Origin of the sequence: Sinorhizobium fredii, assembly GCF_002944405.1 — a bacterium.
Taxonomy (GTDB): domain Bacteria; phylum Pseudomonadota; class Alphaproteobacteria; order Rhizobiales; family Rhizobiaceae; genus Sinorhizobium; species Sinorhizobium fredii_C.
This window is the reverse complement of sequence record NZ_CP024307.1, coordinates 920,764-943,897: the sequence shown is the minus strand read 5'-3', so window position 1 is coordinate 943,897 and position 23,134 is coordinate 920,764. Positions and strand designations below refer to the sequence as shown.

Here is a 23,134-nt window from a genome sequence, read left to right as displayed (position 1 = left end):
TGTCTACGCTTCGATCTGAACGTCGCCGATAGGCCGCGAGCAGCAGGCGAGGATGTAGCCCTCGTCGACTTCGTCATCGAGAATACCGCCATTGTGGTTCATCTCGACTTCGCCGGCGATCTTCAAGACGCGGCACGTGCCGCAGATGCCGCCCTCGCAGGCCGCACCGATCCTGACCCCGTTGGCGCGTGCTGTCTGCAGGATCGTCTGGCCGGGGACGGTCGAGACTTCCTTGCCGCTCATGGTGAAGGTTACCCGGGCTGCCTCGCCTTGAGCGCCGGCCGCCGAGCCGGCGCGGATGGCGAGTTCCTCTGCCGCCGGCGCCGCCGCCGGCTGGAAGCTTTCCTGGTGGTAGCGGGCCATATCGAAACCGGCCCCCTCCAGCATCTCCCGAACCCCGCGCATGAAGGGTTCGGGGCCGCAACAGAAGACCGTTCGCTCCAGAAAGTCCGGTGCAAGCAGCGGCAGCTTCGTCGCATCGATACGGCCGCGCAGGCCGTGCCAGCCGTGACGCGCTTCGTGTCCTTCCACCAGGAAGCCGAGATTGAGACGCGGCATCTGGCGGGCGAGGATCTCCAACTCCGGCTTGAACAGCAGATCCTCCGGCTGCCGGGCACAGGAAATGAAGGTCACATCCGTGTCCGGCGCGCAATCCGCCATCCAGCGCGTCATCGACATCATCGGCGTGATGCCGGAGCCGGCCGAGACGAACAGATATTTTTCGCCCGGATGGCGCACGAAGCTGAAATCGCCGAGCGGCCCCAGCGCCTTCAACGTCATGCCAGGCCTGAGATTGTCGAACATCCAGCGCGTGCCGATGCTGTTCGACTGCGCCTTGGCCGTGACCGCAACGGAAAGCGGGCGGGACGGCGAGGACGATAGCGTATAGGTGCGCATCACCGGTTCCTCGCCGACGGGGAGTTCCAGCGTCACGAACTGCCCGGGCAGGTAGCGGAACCAGGCCGGCCTGTCGGACCGGAAGGTGAAGGTCATCACGTCCGCGGTCTCCCCGACCGCGGAGATGCATTCGAGCAGGAACTGGCGATCTTTCCAGGGCTGCAGTTCGTCGAAGTGGTGAAAGGAGCGTGCCATTTCCATCGTCATGCCACCCGCGACAGAGGAGCGGCGCTGCCCTGCAGGCGATCCTGCATGAAGCGCGAATACCAGTCGACGAACTGCATGACCCCGCCCTCGTGTTCGGCCGAATAGGGACCCGGCTCATAGGCCGGCGAGCGGATGCCGAAGGCGTTTTCCTCGACGATCTGCCGGTCCTGGTCGTTGGTCTCGGTCCAGACATGGGTGAGGTCTTCGAGGGTATAGTCGACCCCTTCGACCGCATCCTTGCTGACGAGCCATTTCGTCGTGACCTGCGTCAGTTCCGGCCCGAGCGGCAGCACGCGGAAGGTGATCGCATGGTCGCCGAGGATGTGGTTCCAGGTCGTCGGGTAATGGAAGAGCAGCAGCGTGCCGATGCGGTTCGCGCTTATGTCGCCGGAAAGCTGCTTGCGGACCGCCTTCTCGCCGGACATCGTATAGCTCTCCGCCCCGTTGATCAGCGGCATCCTCGTCATGCGGAACTGGCCGGTCGGCCCGATCTTGAAGGCGCTCGGCAGCCCCGCCGCCTCGCATCTCTCCCAATGGGCACCGATTTCCGGATCGTCCATGGCGCCCTGGACGCCCGTCACAGTCGGAGCCTCGGGATAGGTCCGGCAGAGTTCCGGATGGTTGGCGGCGCAATGGTAGCACTCGCGGTTGTTCTCCCAGACGAGCTTCCAATTGCCCTTCTCGACGATGGTGCTTTCATAGGCGACCTTGGTTTCGCCGAGGCGATGCGGCGCGAGATAGGCTGCAACCGTGTCGCGGAAGGGCTGGAAATCCATGGGCCGCTCGGCAAGGCTGATGAAGATATAGCCGCCGACCGTTTCGCAATTGACCGGCTTCAGGCTGTGCTGGGCCGGATCGAAATCCTCCGGCATCTGCCGGGCGAAGAGCAGCCTGCCATCGAGTTCGTAGGTCCACTGGTGATAGGGACAAACGAGCTTGGCCGAGGATCCCTTGTGCTGGGTGCAAACGCGCGAGCCGCGGTGGCGGCAGGAATTGTGCAGCGCTCGGACCGCCCCCTGGCGATCGCGCACGATGACGATCGGATAGTCGCCGACCTGCAGCGTGAAGTAATTGCCGGGACGCGGGATTTCGCAGTCGTGGCCGACGAATAGCCAGTCTTTGTACCAGATATTCTCCAGGTCCTGACGGTAATAGTCCGGGTCGATGTAGAAGGCCCGATCGAGGCTGTAGCCCTCGCGGCGGGTCTTCAGCTTGCGCAGCATTTCGTTCTGGATGTCCATGCCCATGTCCTCGTTAGCCCTGTTTCGGGCAGGCAGGACGGGAACCGCGCCGGAGAGATGTCGTGCGCCTTGGCTCCGATCCGGCTGCCCGCCGCAACCAGTTACGGTCGTTTTCCTCAAGGCTGGTTTCCGGGCTCTGGAGCGGCCCGAGGGCCCTGCCCGGCGCCTTCCCGGACGATTGTCCAGTGGCCTTATGCCGGGGTTCACTCCACCACCGTTGCGGGGGCAGCGCCGGGATTTGACCGGCTTCCCAATTCTCCGCCCCTCCCTGCGAAGAAGCGGCACCTTGAGCAATTCGAATCTAAGCGGCCAGACAGGCTCGGCAATTGCCGGTGCGCGACATTCCATTCCAGAAAGACGACAAAGATTTTCGATGCGCGCGCGTTGGAAGTCCTGTGACATCTTCTATAATAAACAATGTGATAGATACATTTTTCGGCAAATGGCGCGTTTTTTCGCAGCGGCATCCAAGCCGCGAAGATCACGGGCCATTTTGCGACATAAAGCGATGCGCGGGCGCCCGAAATACTCTATTAACCATAGTGATTTAGCGTTCGCTGACGGTTTAGTCCGTTCAGCGACAGGTGACGCAGAGGTCGATGGCAAAAATCAGATACTACGACGCCTCAGGCAAAGCGCAGGCGCCGGCGCCGAAAACGGCGGGCGGCCATACAGAGTTCCTGCGCACGGGCCGAATCGACCGGCGCCGGCCGTGGTTGCCCGAACAGCGCCGCTACATGACGCATGAGGAAGTGGCAGAGAGAACCGGACAGAGATTACAGGCGGCGGGAGAGACGACACACGGGCGGATCAACGGCTTTCATGCCTCGATCCAGTTCCCGAAGATGATCTTCCACAGGACCCTCGCCGACAGTCCCCACCTCGGCTATTGCCATGTCACCGCGGCGCGGACTCATCTCGCTCGATCGCGAGACGTCACCTGGGCGTTCTACTTTGCCAACTTCTTCTCCGACCTCGGCGACGAGGCGCACTTCTTCGAACGCATACAGACAAGCTACTCGCGCATGTATTTCGCCGTGGCCATTCAACCCGGCACCGAAGAGGGGCGGATGGTCCTCGATCGAAATGTTCGGGGCAACGGCCTGATCTTCCGGACGCAGGACCCGAAGGTGGCGCTCAAGAACGTCCTGATGCTCGGCGCACGCGACGAAGCGCTGCGGCGGATCATTCGCAGCCTCTGACGCCGGTCATCGACAAAGAAAATCGTTCTGTTTTCCCTCCTCCTCCGTTAAGGAAGCGACGGAAAGGACCAGAACCGCCATGGCCGAAATCATCGATACGCGCAGCGAACCGGATCGGGCGATCGAAACGGCCTGCGCGGTGCTTTCCGAAGGTGAGCCCGTGGCGATCCCGACGGAAACCGTCTACGGCCTTGCAGCAGACGCAACGAGTGCCGATGCGATCAGCCGCATCTACGAGATGAAGGGCCGGCCGCGTTTCAATCCGCTGATCTGCCACGTCTCGGACATGGGAATGGCCGAAGCGCATGTGATATTCGACCCCATCTCCCGACGCCTCGCGGAAGCCTTCTGGCCGGGGCCGCTGACGCTGATTCTCACTCAGCGACCCGAAAGCACCGTGCACGCGCTTGCCTCGGCCGGCCTCGACACGCTCGGGATCCGCATGCCTGAAGGTTTTTCCCGGCGGGTGATCTCACATTTTGGGCGACCGCTGGCGGCGCCGAGCGCCAATACGTCGGGCAAGATCAGTCCGACCAGCGCGGCCCATGTGGAGGCGGATCTCGGTGCGAAGCTGAAGCTGATCCTCGATGCCGGCCCGGCGGAAATCGGCCTCGAATCGACGATCATCAAGATCGAAGACGGCCGGCTGCGGCTGCTTCGGCCGGGGGGTCTCGATGCGGCCGAGATCGAGGCGCTCGCCGGCCTTCCCGTTGAGCGGCCGGAAGCGGCCGGCGCGACGATCGAAGCTCCCGGCATGCTCGCCTCGCATTATGCGCCGGGTGCCGCGGTGCGGCTCAATGCGACGGACGTCCACACGGGAGAGGCGCTGATCCGCTTCGGCGGCAAGGCGCTGCCTGGCGAAGGCAGCGCGGCGATCGTCCTCGACCTCAGCCCAACGGGCAATCTCAGGGAAGCGGCCGCCAATCTTTTCGACTATATGAAAAAGGCAGATGCGAGCGGCGCTCGAACCATCGCTTTCGGGCCGATCCCGGGCGAAGGCCTTGGCGAAGCGATCATCGACCGGCTCGAACGGGCCGCCGCCCCGAGGATCTGACCGGAAGCGCGAGACCTGTGTGGTCCGGCTGTTTCGGAAATATAAATCGCAGGCAGGTCATGAGCACAGCAATCCCTTCTCCCGAACTGATCGCCTCGTTCACCGACATCGTCGGCCCCGGCCATGCGCTGACCGGACCGGCGGAGACGGCGCCCTATCTCGTCGAATCGCGCGGGCTTTACCGCGGCACGACACCGCTCGTGCTGAAGCCCGCCTCGGTCGATGAAGTCTCGCGCATCCTGCGGCTCGCCAGCCAGAGCCAGACGGCGATCGTGCCCCAGGGCGGAAACACCGGCCACGTGGCCGGCCAGATCCCGCGCGAGGGAAAGGCCGATGTGGTGCTTTCCCTTGAGCGGCTGAACCGCATCCGCGACATCGACCCGGTCGGCAATGTGATCGTCGCCGACGCCGGCTGCATTCTCGCAGACATTCAGAAGGCGGCGGACGACGTCGACCGGCTGTTTCCGCTGTCGCTTGGCTCCGAAGGATCGGCGCGGATCGGCGGCAATCTTTCCACCAATGCCGGCGGCACCGCCGTGCTTGCCTATGGCAACATGCGACAGCTCTGCATGGGGCTGGAAGTCGTGCTCCCGACCGGCGAAATCTGGGACGGTCTCCGACGCCTCAAGAAGGACAATACCGGCTACGACCTACGCGATCTGTTCATCGGCGCCGAAGGGACGCTCGGGGTCATCACCGGCGCCGTCCTAAGGCTCTTCCCGAAGCCGCGCGGCCATCAGGTCGCCTTTGCCGGGCTCGCAAGCGTCGAAGACGCGCTCGGACTCTTCGAGCGGGCATCGAGCCTCTGCGGTCCCGCCTTGACCGGCTTCGAACTGATGCCGAGGCTCGGCATCGAGTTCACCACCCGCCACATACCGGGCGTTCGCGACCCGATGGAAACAAGTCATCCCTGGTATGCGCTGATCGATATCTCCACCTCCGACTCGGCCGAGAGTTCGGAGCAGATGGTGCAAAGCCTGCTCGAAGCAGGTGCAGAGGAGGGTCTCATCGAGAATGCCGTCATCGCCCAGAGCGAAGCGCAGCGAAAGGCGCTGTGGCACATGCGCGAGAGCATGTCTCCGGCGCAGAAACCCGAGGGCGGCTCGATCAAGCATGACGTGTCGGTACCGGTGTCGAGCATTCCCGCCTTCATGGCGGAAGCGGATGCGGCGGTCATCACGGCAATCCCCAACGCACGCATCTGCGCCTTCGGCCATATGGGCGACGGCAACATCCACTACAACATTACCCAGCCGGTCGGCGCGGACCGCGAGGCCTTTCTGGCCCGCTGGCACGAAGTGAACGCGATCGTTCACGCCATTGTGCTGAAATATAACGGATCGATCTCGGCCGAACACGGCATCGGCCAGTTGAAGCGCGACGAACTTGCGGCCATCCGCGCGCCGATCGAGATCGAGCTAATGCGGCGGATCAAGCATGCCTTCGATCCGGCCGGAATCATGAACCCGGACAAGGTGCTGCGGCAGGATTGATTGAGGCGGCGCTATCCGCCCATCCTGAGCTGCGACAAGGTATAGAGCGTGTCGGCGCTGATGCCGACGCTGCTGCCGCTGCTCGTGAGCACCGAGACGGCCGGATCGACCTCGGTGTTGTTTTCCAGATCGTAAAGCACGGCAAAGCGCGCCAGCAGTTTCTTCAGTTCGACCGGATCGCTGAGTTTCTCGAGATCGAGATTCTTTTCGACGATCTTCGCCTGCTGATCGATGTCCATGGTGCTGAACTCGTCGGGCAGGCTGAAGATCGTGCGGAACACCTCGGCGAGCGCGTCGTCGGCGAGGAGGTCGTAGGCGTCGACAATCGTGCCGGCCTTACGCTCGAAATAGAGTGCCAGGCGAACGCCTTCATTGCTTTCGCCCGCCTGTTCTTCGAGCGTCTGATGCAGATATTGATCAAGCGTTTCGTAAAGCCCGTGGCGTGTGACGATGCTTTCCCTTTCCTCGCGTAGCACGTCACCTTCGCTGTCGAAATTGAAGGAGGTCACGAGCGAGATATAGGCGGCGGAATTTTCCTGTTCGTTGATGAAGCTGCCCGGATCATCGATGTCGGAGGCGAAGATGTTGCGGAGGAAATCGGCCGTCACGCCCTCGGGGTCGATGCCGTTCGCCTCGAGCGCGATGGTGACGAGACGCTCGTCGGCCAGGAACGCGTCGAGGGAGGAAAGTTTGGCGACCCCGGCCGTATAATATTCGCTCTCCTCTTGGGCCTTGGTCTTGTCCTCATCCGACCCAAAACGGGACTTGATGACGATGTAGTTCTTCGCGGTTTCCTGGATTTGCGTTTCCGATTGAGCCAGTGCCGGTGCACCGACCTCGCCCTGTGTCGTAAAGTTGAACAGTTTGGCAAGGGTCACGTATCGCTCGTCCGTGAGCGTGTAGACAAAGCTCTTCGGATCGGTGAGGTCGCTGGTCAGGACGCGCTGGATGGTGCGGGTGCTCTCCGTGTCGGGATCGAGGCCGACGGCCTGCAAGGCGAAATCATATATCGAGGCGGTTACGATGAAATCGTCGACGGAGGTCATGCCGGAGACCGCGGCCTTGTAGGCACTGACCGCCTTCTCGTCCGCTTCGTCGTCCGTGTCATTATAGCGGGTCATGTAACGGTTGGAGGTGAGCGTCGTCTGGGTGGCGGTCTGCGCGCTGTCGCCGTCAGCCAGCGTGCCGTCCTCCTGGAAATTGAAGGCATTGGCGAGCGCCAGGTAGTTCTCGTCGCCGTCGCCGATCGTGTTGACATAGCTCTCCGGATCATCCGGATCACTCGTCAGGATGTTCTTGATGGTTGCGGAAACGATCGTCACCTCGTCGAGGTCGAAAGCGGTCCTGATGTAATTGTAAAGGCGTGTATCCGCGATGAGCTCATCGACGGACGTGATACTCGCGATCGTCTCCTCGAAATAGGCTTTGTTCAGCAGCGCCGCCTGTGAGGTAACGCGGGAATTGCTGGAGACATAGAGGTCGTTGACGGCAAGCTTGTTTTCGTCGGTCTGCGCCGCACCCGCGCTCACCGTGCCATCGGAACCAAAGTCGAAGGCAGCTGCAAGGTCGAGATAGTTGTTCAGCGTGCCAATGGAATTCGTGTAGGTCGTTACCTTGCTCTCGAGCTCCGCCTCTTCCTCGTCGGTGAGGTCTCCCGCGGCCAACTGTGCTTCCGCCGCTGCCTTGGCGGTCTCGAGTTCAGTAAGCTTGGGAGCAATCACCGTATTCTCGTAGCTGCTCGCATCGCCGGAACTGCTGGAGAGGACGCTGCGGATCGTCTGGCGGGAGTAGGTGCTCTCATCGATGCCGAAAGCCGTGAAGATATAGGCTCTCAGCCGATCGTTGTTGAGGAGCTGATCGACGCTGGTGATCTTGTCGATCATGACGTTGTAGTAGCGGGGCTCCTCCTTCTGCGTCTCCGCGAGGTTGAGAATGCTCGTATCGTAGAGGCCGATGATCTCGTCGAGCTGTGCCTCGGTCTGCGACACGGGCGTCCCGCCGCTAAAGCTGTAGGCGAGAGCGAATTCTCGATAGCGATCGTCCGTCAAGCTGTTGGCGAAGCTGCTCGTGTCGGAGAGGTCGCTTTCGAGCACCTTTCGCATGAAGGCCACCGAATCGATCATGTCGCCGAGGCCAAATGCCGTCATCGCGTAGGAATAGAGCCGGTAGTCGTCGAGGAAGTCGTCGACCGAGCTCACATTGCCGATGTTGTCCTTGTAGTATTGCGTGTCGCGCGCGACGACCGTCTGCTCCGAGACGCGGCTCAGGCTGACCTTCATGTCCCGCGCGATGAGATTGTAGTCGAGATAAGTCGAAACCATGCGCGCTGCCCCGCCAGCAAGGATCGGGGACAGCCGGCACGCGACATCCCCGATGGTTATTCCGTCCGAAACTGGATCAAAAGGCTTGTGCGTGGCTTTTCGGCCGACCCGCAAAATCCCGGCGATTTCGTTGACGAAGGAGAAACCTTGCCGCCTCGGCTTTTGCTAACCATCGGGAGACGCAAAGTTTTTTTAACCGCGATTTTTAAGTCGTCCGGAAGAGCGGCCGCCTATCCTCCAGCCCATAGAGGACGAAAACGTCCCGAGAAGAAGACCGGGAACCGGCTCTCAAGGAAAACAAGGGCGAAATGAAAATGCGCAACACACTCTCTCAACCGGCGTGGGTAGGAAATACGCTGCGGCTCGATCCGAAGCGATTTCCGCAGCAGGCGACCTACGTGCTACGCGGCGATGTGGGCAATGTGAGCATCAGCCTCGACCAGCGTGGCGCTGTCCTGCGCAAGGTGCTACCATCCAGCGGCCTGCCCCTTTCGATCGCCTTGCCTGCGCGAGCTTTCAAGGGTGTCGCAGCGCGGGCCATCGACCACGGCGACGGGGAGGTAACTGTGACGCTCGAGCTTCATCACGACGATCCGGATCTTTGCATCCCGCTGCTCGTCGCGCATGATCTTTCTGATATCGCGGCCGACTGGCGTGCCTGGGCGGATGCCTATCGCATCCCAATGCTGATGGTCGAAGCTGATGGTGTCGCCCGGCCGCTGGAAGAACATCTCGGCGAAATCCGCACCGCGCCGGTAAAGCCGCGCCGGCGCCACTCCTTCTTTGCCGAGCGCCGGCCGCGCTTCCTCGTGCGCCGCTCCACCGGCAAGCTCGGCGTGCAGATGAAAATCGACGGCCGCGAGATCATCGCCCGGTCCTGACCGCCTATCTCCATCTCCAGTGCAAAAGCCTGCCAATCCCTGCGGCCGGCTTATGTTATCGCGGGAGAACGTACACGCGGCCGCGGCAAATGTTACGGTGGATACAGCGGTCTCGGCCTTCATCATGCCACAAGCGGCACATAGCCAAGGCAACGAATGAAGGAGATACCGATGCGCAAGCACCTGCTCGCCACCCTCGTCGCCCTTTGGGCCGCTCTTCGTACCCACATCGCGGCCAAGCGGCGCAAGGCGGACGCCGAAGCAAGTTGGGCGTGATCGCCCTATCCGTTGAACAAGATGTCCTCCGGGCCTTCCGGAGGATTTTTCATATCAGACGCAGGAGAAGCGCCAGCATCAGCCCGGCAAAGATGATCAGCCCGACGACGCTGTTGAACTTGAAGAGGGCCAGGCACTGCTCAGGATCGTGAATGTTCAGCACCAGGATCTGGTAGGCGAGCATAACGGCCGCTACGACCAGTCCAGCATAGGCGAAGAATCCCGCGCCGGCCGCCAGGAATGCGAAAACCATCAGGAGAACGGTCAAGGCGTAAAGCCCTATCAGCCAGGGCCGCGGATTGTCGCCGAAGCGGCGTGCGGTCGAGCGGACGCCGATCAGTGCATCATCCTCCCGGTCCTGATAGGCGTAGATCGTGTCATAGCCGATTGTCCAGGCGATTGCCGCGGCGTAGAGCAGGATGGCGGCGAAGGACAGCGAGCCGAATTCCGCCGACCAGCCCATGATGGCGCCCCAGGAAAAAGCCAGGCCGAGGAAGAATTGCGGCCAGTCGGTGAAGCGCTTGGCAAATGGATAGATTGCCACCAGGCCCAGCGAGGCGATGCCGAGAATGATCGTCAAGGCGTTGAACTGCAGCAGGATCACGAGGCCCACCACCGCCTGTAGCACCATGAAGACCTTCGCCTGGGCGCGCGTCACGCGTCCGGACGGCAGCGGCCGCGATCGGGTGCGCGCCACTTCCATATCGATCTCGTGATCAACGATGTCGTTATAGGTGCAGCCGGCGCCGCGCATGGCGATCGCCCCGGCGATGAACAGAAGGACGTGCAAGAGGAAGCGAGCCGTGGAGAAACTGCCGAGCGCGGTTGCGGCGCCGGCCGCGAGTGCCGCTGACCAGAGGCATGGCCACATCAGCAATTGCCAGCCGATCGGCCGGTCCCAGCGGGCGAGCTGCGCATAAGGCCAAAGCACCCGCGGCAGCACGCGGTAGACCCAGTTCTTCGACGGTGCATCGTGCACGCGGCCGGAATCGATGGATGAGCTGTTCATGGTCCCTGTTTGGCCCCGCTGAGCAAGCCGGTCAAGCGCCCGCATGATCCGCTGCAGTCAGGCATTACGGGCGCGCAGGTAAAGGCTCGGCGGTGCACCCAACATGCGGCGAAACATGGTGGTAAAGGCCGCGACGTTCTCATAGCCCGCATCGAGAGCGACGGTGGTGATCGGCTCGCCGTCGGCGATGCGCGGCAGCGAGGCGAAGATGCAGGCCTGCTGGCGCCAGGTAACGAAGCTGATGCCCGTCTCGCGACGGAAGAATCGCGTGAAGGAACGTCGGCTGATGCCGATGCTGTCGGCCCATTGATCGATATTGGCGGCCGCCGAAGGCGCCTCCAGGAATTTCCGACAGAGGCCGGCAAGGGCACGGTCCTGCGGAAAGGGCAGGCCCAGCGGCCGCTCGGCGAGGCGCGGTATTTCCTCGAGCAACAGCTCGACGATCAGCTGCTCCCGCCGTTGGGAGAATGTCTCGTTCTCGATCCGGACCAGTTCGTCGATGAGGCTGCCGGCCAAGGCCGACACCTCCAGCACCAGAGGCCGGCGCGCCCGGCTCATCGCCGCGATATAGATGGAATGCATCCGAACGTCGCTGACCATCTCGGCCGAGTGCTCCATCCCAGAAGGAATGAGCAGGGCATGGCCGGGAGGGATCATCCATCGCCCGTCAGCCGTGTGCACGAGGACCACGCCGGAGCGGGCCCACCAGAGCTGCGTGCGCGTGTGGCTGTGCGGAGGCACGACCAGCCCGCAGCCATAATCCTTGCCGATCGCCACCACCGGGGCATTCGCCATTTCTATCCACTCCAGACTCCTGAAGTGATCCATGTCCGGTAGTTCCGGCAGGTGTCCTCGGTCGTATTTCGGCATTTGGCCCACTCGCGAAAGAATTCGACCAAATCACAAAAGCAGGCCAACAGCAAGACGTCTAGAGATGGAGGAAAGGCTCCCGCAGCGAGCCACGCGGAAGGAACACCTCATGTCTTCGGTCACGGCTGGCAGCATCAATCCGGAAAAGACGGCCTTCTCCGTCATTCTTGCCGTCAGCTTCTGCCACATGCTGAACGACATCATGCAATCGCTGCTGACCGCGCTCTATCCGTTGCTCAAGGCCAACTACGCACTGGATTTCGTCCAGATCGGCCTCCTGACCTTCACGTTCCAGGTGACTGCCTCTATGCTGCAGCCGGCGGTCGGGATCGTCACCGACCGCTGGGCCCTCCCCTACACCTTGCCGGCTGCCATGCTGTCGACCTGTTCGGGCCTTCTCCTCCTCGGCCATGCCGATCACTTCTGGATGCTGCTGCTCGCGGCGAGCCTCATCGGCGTCGGTTCTGCGATCTTCCATCCCGAATCGTCGCGCGTCGCGCGGCTTGCCTCGGGTGGTCGCCACGGGCTGGCGCAATCGCTGTTCCAGGTCGGCGGCAATGCCGGCAGCGCGCTCGGCCCGCTCCTTGCCGCCTTCATCGTCCTGCCCTTCGGCCAGGGCAGCCTCGGCTGGTTCTCGATCGTCGCCATAACAGGCTTCTTCGTGCTGTCCTGGGTCAGCACCTGGTACGTGCGGCATCGCCGCTCGACCATGAGCCGTGCGGCGCCGAGCCGGACCCTGCCGCTGCCCAAGGCCCGGGTCCTCTGGACGGTCGCGATCCTCGTCCTGCTGACGGCGACCAAGAACGTCTATCTCGCCAGCGTCTCCAGCTATTTCACCTTCTTCGTCATCGAAAAGTTCGGCACCAGCGTGCAGCAGGCTCAACTGATGCTGTTCCTTTTCCTCGGATCCGCGGCGGCCGGGACCTTCCTCGGCGGACCGATCGGCGACCGCTACGGTGCCCGTTTCGTCATCTGGCTCTCGATCCTCGGCGTCATTCCCTTCGCGCTCATGCTGCCCTATGCGAACCTGTTCTGGACGGGCGTGCTCAGCGTGGTGATCGGCCTCGTCTTTTCGTCGGCCTTCTCTGCGATCGTCGTCTTCGCGCAGGAACTCGTTCCCGGCCGCGTCGGGCTCATCGCCGGCGTCTTCTTCGGTTTTGCCTTCGGCTTCGGCGGCATGGGTGCGGCGGTGCTCGGCATCTTCGCCGACAGCCATGGCATCGAATTCGTCTACAAGATCTGCTCCTACCTGCCGCTGCTCGGTATCTTCACGGTGTTGCTGCCGAAAATACCGTCTCGATAGGCGCACCGCGAAGAGATGCATGGCTCGCGCTGCCCGTAAGCATTCCTAAATTATTGCCGGTTACCGTCTGCCAGTGGGGGTTGAAGGGCGAGGGGCCAAGGAATGAGAAGGCGCGCGGCTACATCCGTCTTCCTGGCGACGTTGCTTTGCGCGGCCGCAAGCCGCGCCGAAACGCTGAACCTGCTGATCTGGGAAGCCTATATCGACCAGGGTCTGATCGACCGCTGGACGCAGGAGACCGGTGTCGAAATCCGCCAGATCAATTTCGACAGCGACGATGCCCGCGACGAGATCCTCGCGGATCCCAGCAACAATGTCGATCTTGTCGTCGTCGATGAGAACGGTGCGCATCTTTTCGGCAAAAAGGGCGTGCTCGAGTTGCTTGATGAAGCAAATTTGCCCGCCCTCAAGGACTATGCGCCCAAGTGGCGCGATCGCTGCTCCGGACGCGGACTGCCCTATTTCTCTGGAACGGTCGGCATTCTCTATCGCTCCGACGTCATCGCACAGGCGCCGACCTCCTGGCAGGATATGATGCGGCCTGCAGTGTCGCTCAAGAAGCACATCGCGATGTTCGACGACCATACCGAACTCTTCGTGCCGCCTCTGATGCTGCTCGGCGCATCCATCAATGCGAGCGAAACGGGAACCTTGAAGGCCGCCTTCGATCTTCTGAAGGCACAGGCGCCGGCCGTGCTGACCTACGATTATGTCATCACCGCCATTCAGGACCAGGCGACGGGCAAAGAGATCCATATGGCACTCGGCTACAGCGGCGACCAGCACGTCCTCAACGACAAGGTCGGCACGCCGGGGTTGTGGCGTTATTCGGTCCCGAAGGAAGGGACGCTTTCCTGGCTCGACTGTGTTTCGGTCATGGCCAGTTCGCCTCGCAAGCAGCGTGCCCTGGAGTTCCTCGACTTCATCGGTTCGCCGGAAGGCGCCGCCGCCAACGCCGTTGCCTTGACGATGCCGACCACGAGCAGCGCGGCGTTGAAGATTCTGCCGGAAGCGATGCGCTCCGATCCGGAGATCTATCCGCCGGCCGCGACCCTGGCGAAGAGCCAGTACCAGCAGGAACTTTCCATCCCGTCGGTCCAGGCACGCCGACGCATCATCAGCACTCTGGCGAATTTTCAGTGACCCTCAGCAAGCGCGCACTTTTCCTCATCTTCCCCGTCGTGCTGCTCGGCTACATCCTCGCAGCGCTATCGGTCTATGTTGCCCAGGAGCGCTCCATTCAGGCGCTGGAGAAGGCGAAGCTCTCCCAACGGCTCGAGCACGCAGCCGCGGTTTTCCAGAACGAGGTTCAGCGCAGCAAGAGTTTTCTCAACGCGCTCCTGAACGGAGACGTTCTGCACCAGTTCGTCGCCGAGACCGACGAGCGATATCGCGTCACGGCGCTCGGGGCTCGCCTGCAGGAAAGCATCAAGTCGCTGTCGGAGGACCCGATAGCCTACATCTCCTTCGCCGTCCTCAACACCCGAAACGAGGCCGATTACTATTACGAGAATAGTTGGGATCCCTTTGCCGATATCGACGAGCCGCAGCGCGATCTTGCCAGGAGGTTGATCGCCGGCAAGCGGCTCAGCGACTTGACCTATCTTGAGCCCACCGGCGACAGGCCACGGATCGTCTATTCCCTCTTTGTCGACCCGGTCACCTTTGGTCGTCCCTTGCCGAGCAACAAGGCCAATGCATTGCTGATGCAGATCGCCATCCTGCCGGACCGGTTCCTGGCAATGCAGGCTGCTCTGAAGAAGGAGTATGGGGCCGACGTCGTTCTCCAGCCATGGCCGCTCGCCGCCACGGACAAGCTTTCAGCCAGCACGCCGCTCGGGACGCAGCTCTATGCCACGATCGTCGTTCCGGACGCCTATTTCGAGGCTCAAGTGTGGCGCCGAAAGGTGCTGCTTGCTTGCGGTGCTCTCGCCATGAGCCTAGTTTCGATCTTCCTGATCGTGCTGTTGATCAGACGTTTCATCACAGGACCGATCGCAAGCCTCGATGCGGACGTCACGGCGGTCATGGCCGGCGAGCGTGACGACATCAGGGACATGGACGAGGCGGGCGAGATCGGCCGGCTGACACACAATATCCGCGAGCTTCACAGCCAGTCCGCCCATTCCCTGCGTCTCGTGCAGCAAAGCTCATGGGCCGACACGCTCACCGGCATCAACAACCGCGGTCGCTTCAACACGCTTGCGGCCGGCGTCGTCGACCAAGTGATCGCTTCCGGCGAGAAGTGCAGCCTGCTGTTCATCGACATCGACAATTTCAAGTTCGTCAACGACAAGCACGGCCACGACGTCGGCGACGACCTGCTCAAGACGCTTGCTGGACGAATTGGGCAAACGGTGGAGACGATCACCCGGCGGAGACAGCTGGAGCCTGCGGTCCTCGCCCGCCTTTCCGGTGACGAATTTGCGGTTCTGGTGCGGTCGAACCCCGGCAAAGGCACCGTCCGGGAGATCTCGGACGCGATCCTGGCCCTCTTTGACGGAGGCTTCGAAGTTTCCGGAAAGCGCTATCCGGTGACGGCAAGCATCGGCGTGGCGATCTGCCCGGACGATGCGACCAACATCGCCGAATTGATCTCCAATGCAGATGCGGCCATGTACCAGGCGAAGTCCGGCGGCAGGAATCGCTCCTCCCGTTTCTCGCGTGCGCTCCACGACAAGCGTACACGGCTCCGCCAGATTCAGGAGGAACTGCGGGGGCTCAATCCCGACGAGCAATTCCATCTGGTCTACATGCCGATCGTCAACGTACGCGGCCAGGTCACCGGCTGTGAGGCGCTGCTGCGCTGGAACTCGCCCGTCCTCGGTGCCGTGACGCCCGACGAATTCGTCCCGATCGCCGAAAGCTCCGGTCTTTTCACCAAGATCGATTGGTGGGTGATCGACAGGGCGATGTCCAACTGCCGACAGTTGAAGGCCCTTTTCGGGCAAGACACGGTCGTGGCGATCAACATTTCTTCGGCGGAGCTGCATTCGCATGCGCTCGGCGACTATCTGTCGGATTGCGCAGCCCGCCATCGACTGGAAACGCGATCGATCGACATCGAACTCACCGAGACATTCGCAGTCAAGATCAGCGATCAGCTCCGGCAGAACATCGACGAGCTGCGCCACAAAGGCTTCCGCCTGTCGATCGACGACTTCGGTGCCGGCTACACCTCGATCCAACAGATCATCGACTACGCCGCGGATACGATCAAACTGGACCGGGCGCTGGTGACCAACCTTACGGCCTCGCACTCCCTTTCCGTGCTCAAGGCGGTGATCGCACTCTGCCATGCCAAGGACATGGCAGTGATCGGCGAAGGCGTCGATACGCCGGAAAAACTCGCCATGCTCACCGCAGCCGGCTGCGACCGCTTCCAGGGCTACCTGATCAGCAAGCCGCTCTCGCTCGACGATCTGGCCATCTGGGCGCTGACCCGGACGGCGCAGCACGTCAAGGACCGGCCCGCCGACGAGCGGTCCGACAGCGCGCGCCGGAGCCCGAGCCGCGAAGCGCTCCGGTGAATCTTGAGCGCAGCGCCGGTTTTCCCTTGACCTTGCCCCGCCCGGCGTCCTAACCGCAGCGCATCAAGGCGCTGACGGCAGGGATGGCAATGAAGGTTCTTCTGATCGGATCGGGCGGACGCGAGCACGCGCTTGCATGGAAAATCGCGCAGTCGCCGCAGCTTACCGCGCTTTACGCGGCACCCGGCAATCCCGGCATTGCCGAAGAGGCGACGATCGTCGCCCTCGACACCGACGACCACGCAGCCGTGGTCGACTTCTGCCGCGAGAAAGCGATCGACTTTGTGGTGGTCGGCCCGGAGGCCCCCCTCGTCGCCGGCCTCGCGGACGTGCTCCGTGCCGCCGACATCGCCGTCTTCGGCCCCTCTGCCGCTGCCGCCCAGCTCGAAGGTTCCAAAGGCTTCACCAAGGATCTTTGTGCCAAGTATGGGATCCCGACCGGCGCCTATAGGCGCTTTACCGAAGCCGAACCCGCGAAGGCCTATGTCCGCGAACAGGGCGCTCCGATCGTCATCAAGGCTGACGGGCTCGCCGCCGGCAAGGGTGTCACGGTGGCGATGACCCTCGACGAGGCGCTCGCCGCCATCGACGAGTGTTTCGCCGGCGCCTTCGGCTCCGCCGGGGCGGAGGTCGTCGTCGAAGCCTATCTCGATGGCGAGGAGGCAAGCTTCTTTTGCCTCTCGGACGGCGAGACCGTGCTGCCGCTTGCCTCGGCACAGGATCACAAGCGCGTCGGCGACGGCGATACGGGACCGAACACGGGCGGGATGGGCGCCTATTCGCCCGCTCCGGTGATGACGGCCGAGATGGTCGAGCGGACGATGAAGGAGATCATCGAGCCGACCGTGCGCGGCATGGCCGAAAGCGGGCATCCATTCACGGGCGTGTTCTTCGCCGGCCTGATGATCACGGCGAAGGGGCCGGAACTCATCGAATACAATGTCCGCTTCGGCGACCCGGAATGCCAGGTGCTGATGATGCGCATGAAGAGCGACCTCCTGCCACTGCTCTACGCGGCAGCGACGGGAACGCTCGCGGGCAAAGAGACCGAATGGCACGACGGGGCGGCCTTGACGGTCGTGATGGCCTCGCGCGGCTATCCGGGGGCCTATGAAAAGAACACGCCGATCGCGGCCCTGCCCGAGGCATCCGCCACGACAAGGGTGTTTCATGCGGGGACTGCGCTCAAGGACGGCCGCCTCGTCGCGACCGGGGGCCGCGTGCTGAACGTCACGGCGCTAGGACGGACCGTCAGCGATGCAAAAAACGCCGCCTATACAGGCGTGAACAGCGTTTCCTGGGAGAACGGCTTCTACCGCCGCGACATCGGCTGGCGGGCGCTCGCACGCGAGAAGGCGTGATTGCCCGGGATCGCGGCGTGATTCAATTTTTACCAATTCTCCTGACGGGAAGGTAAGGGAGAACTTGTATTCTTCTCCTCGATACTTTCGAGGAGAAACCGATGCGTTCACTGCTGATCATCGCCGCCCTGACATTTGCCGCCGGCACGGCGGCAGCGTCGTCGGTCGAGGACGTAGCCTCCGGAGCGGCCGTCAATTCCAGCGTCGCGACGATTTCCTGCGCGCAGTGCCCGCCGCTGCAACCCAAGAAGAAGGCCTCCTATGTCGTGCCGGAGCTGGCACCCGGTACCGCCAAGCTCGAGCTCAAGGAGATCGATGGCGAAATGAAGGCGCTCCGCACCGAAGCCTGGCTCGGAGGATCGCCGGTCGTCTTCGTCAACAAGGCCTCGGAGGACGTCATCAGGGCCGCGTCCATGAAGACGGCCCCCGCGCCCACAGTCGCCGCAGTCGCCGACATCGACCGGACGGCAAAGACCGCCGCGGTCGGGGTCGTGTCGCACGCCGAGCCGGTCAGCGCCTCGATGACGGCCAGCGGTTCACAAGAATTTGATCCGTCGGGCTTCGAACTTAGATTAGATTGACACCATATACATAGAGTTCCCTGCCCCATCGGCCGAAATATTCAGGCTGACGGGCGTTTCGCTGCAATGGCGAAAGGTTGCGCCCCTGAGAGAAGCAGGGGCGTAATCTTTTATGGGACGGCCTCATCCTCGCGGGCAAGTCTCTCGACAAGCATCTCGATTTCGCGGTCGGAGAAAACCTCGATGCCGTTCTGGCGAAGAAGCGCGGCAGTCACCCCCTCGCCTTTGACGCGCGCGCCGCTGAAGCTGCCGTCATAGACGAAGCTGGAGCCGCAGGACGGGCTGCCGTCGATCAGCAGTGCGAAGCGACAGTTGGTGGCAAGCGCCAGGGCGAGCGCGTTTTCCGCACCATGGCGAAACGCCTCGGTGACATCGCCGCCGGTCTTTTCGACAACCCGCCCGGCGCCGGAAAGGATGGCCGCACCGCTCCTGCCTGCCTCGATCTCGGCCGGCGGCCGCGGAACCGGCATGCCTGCCGACATCTCGGGACAGAGCGTCACGAGCCGCCCCTCCGCGCGCCACTGCTCGATCGCCGGATGACGGAGCGGTTTCGCTGCGCCGTCATAGCGCACAGCATGGCCCATGAGACAGGCGCTGACGAGGATCTTGGCGGTCATGGCGCGTTCATAGACCTCCGGGTGCTAACGCTCAAGGGGCGAGCTGAGCAGCAGCGGAGCAAGCGATAGAAGCAGCAGAAGTGCAAAAACGATGTTGGCTATCCGCGCCTTCCGCGGATCCCGCAAAGCCGCTGCAATGGCCGCGCCGAAGGCAAGCCAGGTCGTGTTCACCGTTACCGCGACGATCGCCAGGACCAGGACTTTTGCAGCGGTCGTGTATGCCCCCTGCTGTGCTTCGACAAGGCTTCCCACATAGAGCGAGCCGATCGCCCCGTAGGCCTTGGGGTTGGCGATCGCCAGTGCAAAGCCGCCGAGGAACGAGGGACGGTGCGATCCTTGCTCACCGGAGCCGACCGGCGGCGCGGTCGCAATGCGCCAGGCAAGGTAAAGCATGTAGAGCCCGGCAAGGACCATTGTTGCCGTCTTCATCCCCGGCAGGCCGAGAACGATCGCAGTCGTTCCCGTCGCGATCAGCAGAACGACGGCAATCGTGCCTGTGTTGATGCCGGCGGCATAGCGGAAGCTGCGGACGACACCGTGGGCCGCCGCCATGCCGGCGAGGCTGAGCGTCGCCGGGCCGGGGCTGCCCATCAGCGGCAGGGCCGCAAGTGCAAGAAGCGCGAGGTCACGGACCATCGCATCAGATCCACATGTCACTCGCAGCGGTGCGTTCGCCGCCCGACTGCCCGGTGTTTACCGTTCCCCTCGGCTCGATGAGCAGCATCTTCACCTCACTTGCCGCATAGGGCTTGTGTTCGACGCCCTTGGGGACGATGTACATTTCGCCGGGGCCGAGCGTGACCGAACCGTCGCGGAAGTCGATCCGGAGCGTGCCGTCAAGAACGATGAAGGCCTCGTCGGTTTCAGGATGATCGTGCCAGATGAAATCGCCCTCGATACGGACGATCTTAAACTGGTAGTCGTTGAGTTCGGCGATTACGCGCGGCTGCCACTGATCGGCGAACTTCGTGAGCTTCTCGGCAAAATTGATCGGCGCGTAGATGCTGGATAGGGTCATGGCTGCGTTCCTCAGGCTGTTTCGGCCGGGACTACAGCAGTTCAGGCAACCGGGGTCTTGAACGATCGTGCAGGAATCAGGTGCGCGGCGGGATTTCTAAAGGCGCCGGCCCCGCCATGCGCAGCCAACGGCCCGGCGAGACGCCGAAGGCCTTCTTGAAATGGCGGCTCATATGCGCCTGATCGGCAAATCCGGCAGCAAGGGCGGCCTCAGCCGCCCCGACACCGCGCCGGAGGTCGGCCTTCACCGCATCGAGGCGCCGCTGCACCAGATAACGATAAGGGCTCGTCCCGAACAGCCGGCGGAAGTCACGGCTGAGTCCCCAGCGATCCCGGCCGCTGATCGCCTCCAGACGCTCAAGCGTTACGGTTCCCTCGGGCAGATCATCGAGGTAGAGGCGCGCGCGTTCGGCGGCGCCATAGTCGAGCGCCCCGCCAGGCTTTGCATGGCCGCCCGCAGCCGCCTCGAGCGCATGGGCAAGCTCGAAGAGGCCGTCTTCGAACTCCAGGGCATCGATGCGGGTGTCCGTCGCCGGCAAGAGAGCGTGAACCGCGGCGAACAGGCGCGGATCGGACGAGATGCCGCCTTTTATGAACGGCAACGGCCGGCCGCCGAGCACCGCCTGGATGGCGGCCGGCTCGATATAGATCATCCGGTAGCGGAATCCTTCCTCGGCACCGGCCTGGCCGTCATGCAATTCGTCGGGATGCAGCACCATCGTTGCGCCGGGAAGGCTGGTGCGCTCCGCGCCGCGATAACGAAAACTCTGAACGCCTGTAAGCGTCTGGCCGACGCCATAGGTATCGTGGCGGTGCGGCTCGTAGGCCCGTCCGGCAAAGAAGGCTTCGATGCGCTCGAAGGGAACCGCATCCTCGGCGAGGGCGATCCAGTCGCCACGTCGGCTCAGGCCCGGAGGCTCGATGGCACCTGCACCTGCGCTCGGATGGTGGTTCGTCATCCTGCACAGATAGGGAAGCGCCTGTCGGTTGTCGACAGGCACCTCAGCCCAACCGAAAGCACCTATCCGGAAATCTTCGAAAAGTCCGCAACCTCGCCGGTCGCCGAGCGGATCAGCCCCAGGAGCGCCAGCCGGTTGGCACGGATCGCCTTGTCCTCGTCATTGACGAGCACGTCGTTGAAAAACACATCGACCGGCTCGCGCAATTTGGAGAGCGCCGCCATGGCGGAGCGGAAATCCTCCTTGACGATCGCTTCGCGCGCATCGCCGGCGGCAAGCTTGATCGAAGCGTGCAGGGTCCGCTCCGCATCGAGGCTGAAAAGTTTCTCGTCCACCGCGTCTGCGACTTCGGTGCCCTTCTTCTCTTCGGCCGCGAGGATCTGCGTGGCGCGCTTGGTGCCGGCAAGCAGGTTCCTGCCCTCCTCGGCCGTGATGAAGGCAGTGAGTGCTTCGACACGGCGCGCGATCATCAACAGGTCGTCCGCATCCGACGTCAACACCGCGTCGATCAGGTCGTAGCGCGCCCCGAGATCGCGCAGATAGACCTTCAGGCGATCATGGAAGAAGGCGAGAAGGTCTGCGGCAATATCGCCGGCCAGTTCGGGGCGCTGCGCCCTCTGGGCTTTCAGCGCGATGTCGAAGAACGGCAGCAGCGGCAGACGCGCCTTGCCTTCGAGAACGAGCCGGATGACGCCGAGTGCGGCACGCCGCAGCGCATAGGGATCCTTCGAGCCGGTCGGCTTCTCGTCGATCGCCCAGAAGCCGACGAGCGTATCGAGCTTGTCGGCAAGCGCAACCGCCACCGCCACGGGATCGGTCGGCACCCGGTCGGAGGGACCTTGCGGCTTGTAATGGTCCTCGATCGCATTGGAGACCGCCGCGTCCTCGCCCTGCAGAACCGCGTATTTGTGGCCCATGATGCCCTGCAGCTCGGGAAACTCGCCGACGGCCTCGGTGCGCAGATCCGCCTTGGCAAGCACGGCGGCGCGCGCCACCAGAGCCTGGTCGGCGCCGGTGACCTCGGCAAGCGCCAAGGCGATCGAACGGATGCGGAGGACGCGCTCGCCCTGCGTTCCGAGCTTGGCATGGAAGGTGACGTTCAGCGCGTCGAGCTTGGCCATGCGCTGGTCGAGCGGCTTCTGAAGATCGAGCCCGAATTTTTCGGCGGACGGCTTCAGCGTCTCGAGATCCGGCAAATCGCCCTGGTCGCGTTTCCAGAAGTGCGCCGCGTCGGAGAGGCGCGCTCGCACAACCTTGCCGTTGCCGTGGACGATTTCCCTGCCGCCGTCCTTCGCCTCGATATTCGAAACGAGGATGAACCGGTTCGACAGCGTTTCCGCGCCCGGCTGCCGGGTCACGAAACATTTCTGATTGGTCTTGATCGTCAGCCGGATGATCTCGGAGGGAATCTCGAGATAGCTCTCCTCGAAGCTTCCCATCAGCACCCTCGGCCATTCGACGAGACCTGCCACTTCCTCAAGCAGGCCCTCGTCCTCGACCAATTCGAGCCCGTTGGCAAAGGCGACGTTACGCGCGTCAGCGCCGATGATCTCCTTGCGGCGCTCGGCGTCGAGCACGACCTTCGCCTTTTCGAGCTTGTCGGCATAGTCGGCGAAGCGGCGCACGGTGATCGCCTCGGGTGCGTGAAAGCGGTGGCCGTAGGTGACGTTCGAGGCGACTATGCCGTCGACCTCGAAGGGAATGACCCTTGTCTCCTCGGTTTCAGCCCCGAAGGTGCATATGACCGATTGCAGGGGCCGCACCCAGCGCAAGCTGCCCGGCCTCGCGGAGGCGGCACCGGAGCGCATGGACTTCGGCCAGGGGAAGTCGCGAATGATCGTGGGCATCACCTCGGCGATGATGTCTTCCGCGTCGCGGCCCGGCTTGACGATATGGGCGACGTAGAATTCGCCTTTCTTCGGATCGCTGTGGACATGGGCCTCGCTGATGGAGGAGAGGCCCGCGGCACGCAGAAAGCCTTCGATCGCCTTCGCGTTGGCGTCGGTGCGCGGCCCCTTGCGCTCCTCGCGGACATCGGCGGAGCGCGCATTGAGGCCGCGGATGTCGAGCGTCAGCCGCCGCGGCGTCCAATATTCGCGTGCCCCCTCATAGGTGAGGCCCGCCTCGACCAGTGCGTCAGTCACGAGCTTCTTCAGGTCGCCGGCCGCCTTGCGCTGCATGCGGGCAGGGATTTCTTCGGAGCGCAGTTCAATAAGAAGATCGGGCATCAATCGAGACTTTGTTCTATTCCGGTGGGTGGCTCGACTTAGCAAGCCGGGGCGAAAATGTCATCAAGTGCGGCGAGGAAATTGGCC

19 protein-coding genes and 1 riboswitch are annotated in these 23,134 nt (G+C 62.9%); of the genes, 9 read left to right on the top strand and 10 right to left on the bottom strand.

The window, feature by feature from the left end:
- Positions 1-3: 3 nt before the first annotated feature.
- Both NXT3_RS04475 and NXT3_RS04470 read right to left on the bottom strand, forming a co-directional pair.
- Positions 4-1,104 (bottom strand): FAD-binding oxidoreductase, encoded by a 1,101-nt coding sequence (locus tag NXT3_RS04475; protein ID WP_179864773.1) that lies wholly within the window; start codon positions 1,102-1,104, stop codon positions 4-6.
- A complete protein-coding gene (locus tag NXT3_RS04470; RefSeq protein WP_037413339.1) occupies positions 1,101-2,345 on the bottom strand; it encodes an aromatic ring-hydroxylating oxygenase subunit alpha in 1,245 nt (414 codons plus the stop codon). The genes NXT3_RS04475 and NXT3_RS04470 overlap by 4 nt, the downstream gene beginning before the upstream one ends.
- 103 nt (positions 2,346-2,448) lie before the next feature.
- Positions 2,449-2,649: riboswitch (cobalamin riboswitch) on the bottom strand.
- 295 nt (positions 2,650-2,944) lie between these two features.
- Here NXT3_RS04470 and NXT3_RS04465 point away from each other — a divergent pair.
- From NXT3_RS04465 to NXT3_RS04455, 3 genes are all read left to right on the top strand, one after another.
- The gene (locus tag NXT3_RS04465; protein WP_104838849.1) at positions 2,945-3,547 is read left to right on the top strand and encodes a DUF6656 family protein; all 603 of its coding nucleotides are present in this window, start codon (positions 2,945-2,947) and stop codon (positions 3,545-3,547) included.
- A 79-nt stretch (positions 3,548-3,626) separates the two neighbouring features.
- Positions 3,627-4,601, top strand: a complete 975-nt coding sequence (locus NXT3_RS04460) for an L-threonylcarbamoyladenylate synthase (protein WP_104838848.1) — start codon at positions 3,627-3,629, stop codon at positions 4,599-4,601.
- 59 nt (positions 4,602-4,660) lie between these two features.
- Positions 4,661-6,094: an FAD-binding oxidoreductase gene (locus NXT3_RS04455; protein WP_037413374.1), complete on the top strand. Its 1,434-nt coding sequence runs from the start codon at positions 4,661-4,663 to the stop codon at positions 6,092-6,094.
- Positions 6,095-6,105: 11 nt separating this feature from the next.
- On the opposite strand, the gene NXT3_RS04450 is transcribed toward NXT3_RS04455, so the two are convergent.
- The gene (locus NXT3_RS04450; RefSeq protein WP_104838847.1) at positions 6,106-8,415 is read right to left on the bottom strand and encodes a DUF1217 domain-containing protein; all 2,310 of its coding nucleotides are present in this window, start codon (positions 8,413-8,415) and stop codon (positions 6,106-6,108) included.
- A 314-nt stretch (positions 8,416-8,729) separates the two neighbouring features.
- Between NXT3_RS04450 and NXT3_RS04445 the strand changes: the two genes are divergently transcribed.
- A complete protein-coding gene (locus tag NXT3_RS04445) occupies positions 8,730-9,296 on the top strand; it encodes a DUF6101 family protein (RefSeq protein ID WP_037413373.1) in 567 nt (188 codons plus the stop codon).
- A 325-nt stretch (positions 9,297-9,621) separates the two neighbouring features.
- Here the strand turns inward: NXT3_RS04445 and ubiA are convergent, their stop codons facing one another.
- Both ubiA and NXT3_RS04435 read right to left on the bottom strand, forming a co-directional pair.
- Entirely contained in the window at positions 9,622-10,581 is a 960-nt protein-coding gene (gene ubiA / locus NXT3_RS04440; RefSeq protein WP_097526311.1) for a 4-hydroxybenzoate octaprenyltransferase, read from the bottom strand.
- Positions 10,582-10,638: 57 nt separating this feature from the next.
- Positions 10,639-11,451: an AraC family transcriptional regulator gene (locus NXT3_RS04435; protein WP_097526312.1), complete on the bottom strand. Its 813-nt coding sequence runs from the start codon at positions 11,449-11,451 to the stop codon at positions 10,639-10,641.
- A gap of 109 nt (positions 11,452-11,560) precedes the next feature.
- On the opposite strand from NXT3_RS04435, the gene NXT3_RS04430 reads away from it, so the two are divergent.
- From NXT3_RS04430 to NXT3_RS04410, 5 genes are all read left to right on the top strand, one after another.
- A complete protein-coding gene (locus NXT3_RS04430) occupies positions 11,561-12,754 on the top strand; it encodes an MFS transporter (RefSeq protein ID WP_037413332.1) in 1,194 nt (397 codons plus the stop codon).
- Between the two features lie 102 nt (positions 12,755-12,856).
- Positions 12,857-13,897 carry a polyamine ABC transporter substrate-binding protein gene (locus NXT3_RS04425; RefSeq protein WP_037413331.1) on the top strand — a complete coding sequence of 347 codons (1,041 nt, stop codon included), beginning with the start codon at positions 12,857-12,859 and terminating at the stop codon, positions 13,895-13,897.
- Positions 13,894-16,284, top strand: coding sequence for a putative bifunctional diguanylate cyclase/phosphodiesterase (locus tag NXT3_RS04420; RefSeq protein ID WP_104838846.1), 2,391 nt, complete (start codon positions 13,894-13,896; stop codon positions 16,282-16,284). The genes NXT3_RS04425 and NXT3_RS04420 overlap by 4 nt, the downstream gene beginning before the upstream one ends.
- 89 nt (positions 16,285-16,373) lie before the next feature.
- On the top strand, positions 16,374-17,645 hold the full coding sequence (gene purD / locus NXT3_RS04415; RefSeq protein ID WP_104838845.1) for a phosphoribosylamine--glycine ligase: 1,272 nt from the start codon (positions 16,374-16,376) through the stop codon (positions 17,643-17,645).
- Between the two features lie 101 nt (positions 17,646-17,746).
- Positions 17,747-18,226, top strand: coding sequence for a plant virulence effector HPE1-like domain-containing protein (locus NXT3_RS04410; protein WP_104838844.1), 480 nt, complete (start codon positions 17,747-17,749; stop codon positions 18,224-18,226).
- A 110-nt stretch (positions 18,227-18,336) separates the two neighbouring features.
- Here NXT3_RS04410 and NXT3_RS04405 read toward each other — a convergent pair whose 3' ends face one another.
- The 5 genes from NXT3_RS04405 to glyS all read right to left on the bottom strand — a co-directional run bounded on the left by NXT3_RS04405 (position 18,337) and on the right by glyS (position 23,047).
- Positions 18,337-18,843 (bottom strand): 2-thiouracil desulfurase family protein, encoded by a 507-nt coding sequence (locus tag NXT3_RS04405; protein WP_037413325.1) that lies wholly within the window; start codon positions 18,841-18,843, stop codon positions 18,337-18,339.
- 24 nt (positions 18,844-18,867) lie between these two features.
- The gene (locus NXT3_RS04400; protein ID WP_199773324.1) at positions 18,868-19,479 is read right to left on the bottom strand and encodes a LysE family translocator; all 612 of its coding nucleotides are present in this window, start codon (positions 19,477-19,479) and stop codon (positions 18,868-18,870) included.
- Between the two features lie 4 nt (positions 19,480-19,483).
- Complete coding sequence (locus NXT3_RS04395) at positions 19,484-19,861, bottom strand: cupin domain-containing protein (RefSeq protein WP_097539266.1); 378 nt, start codon at positions 19,859-19,861, stop codon at positions 19,484-19,486.
- A gap of 76 nt (positions 19,862-19,937) precedes the next feature.
- Entirely contained in the window at positions 19,938-20,819 is an 882-nt protein-coding gene (locus NXT3_RS04390) for an AraC family transcriptional regulator (RefSeq protein WP_104839930.1), read from the bottom strand.
- A gap of 62 nt (positions 20,820-20,881) precedes the next feature.
- Positions 20,882-23,047, bottom strand: coding sequence for a glycine--tRNA ligase subunit beta (gene glyS / locus NXT3_RS04385; protein WP_104838843.1), 2,166 nt, complete (start codon positions 23,045-23,047; stop codon positions 20,882-20,884).
- Positions 23,048-23,134 lie beyond the last annotated feature (87 nt).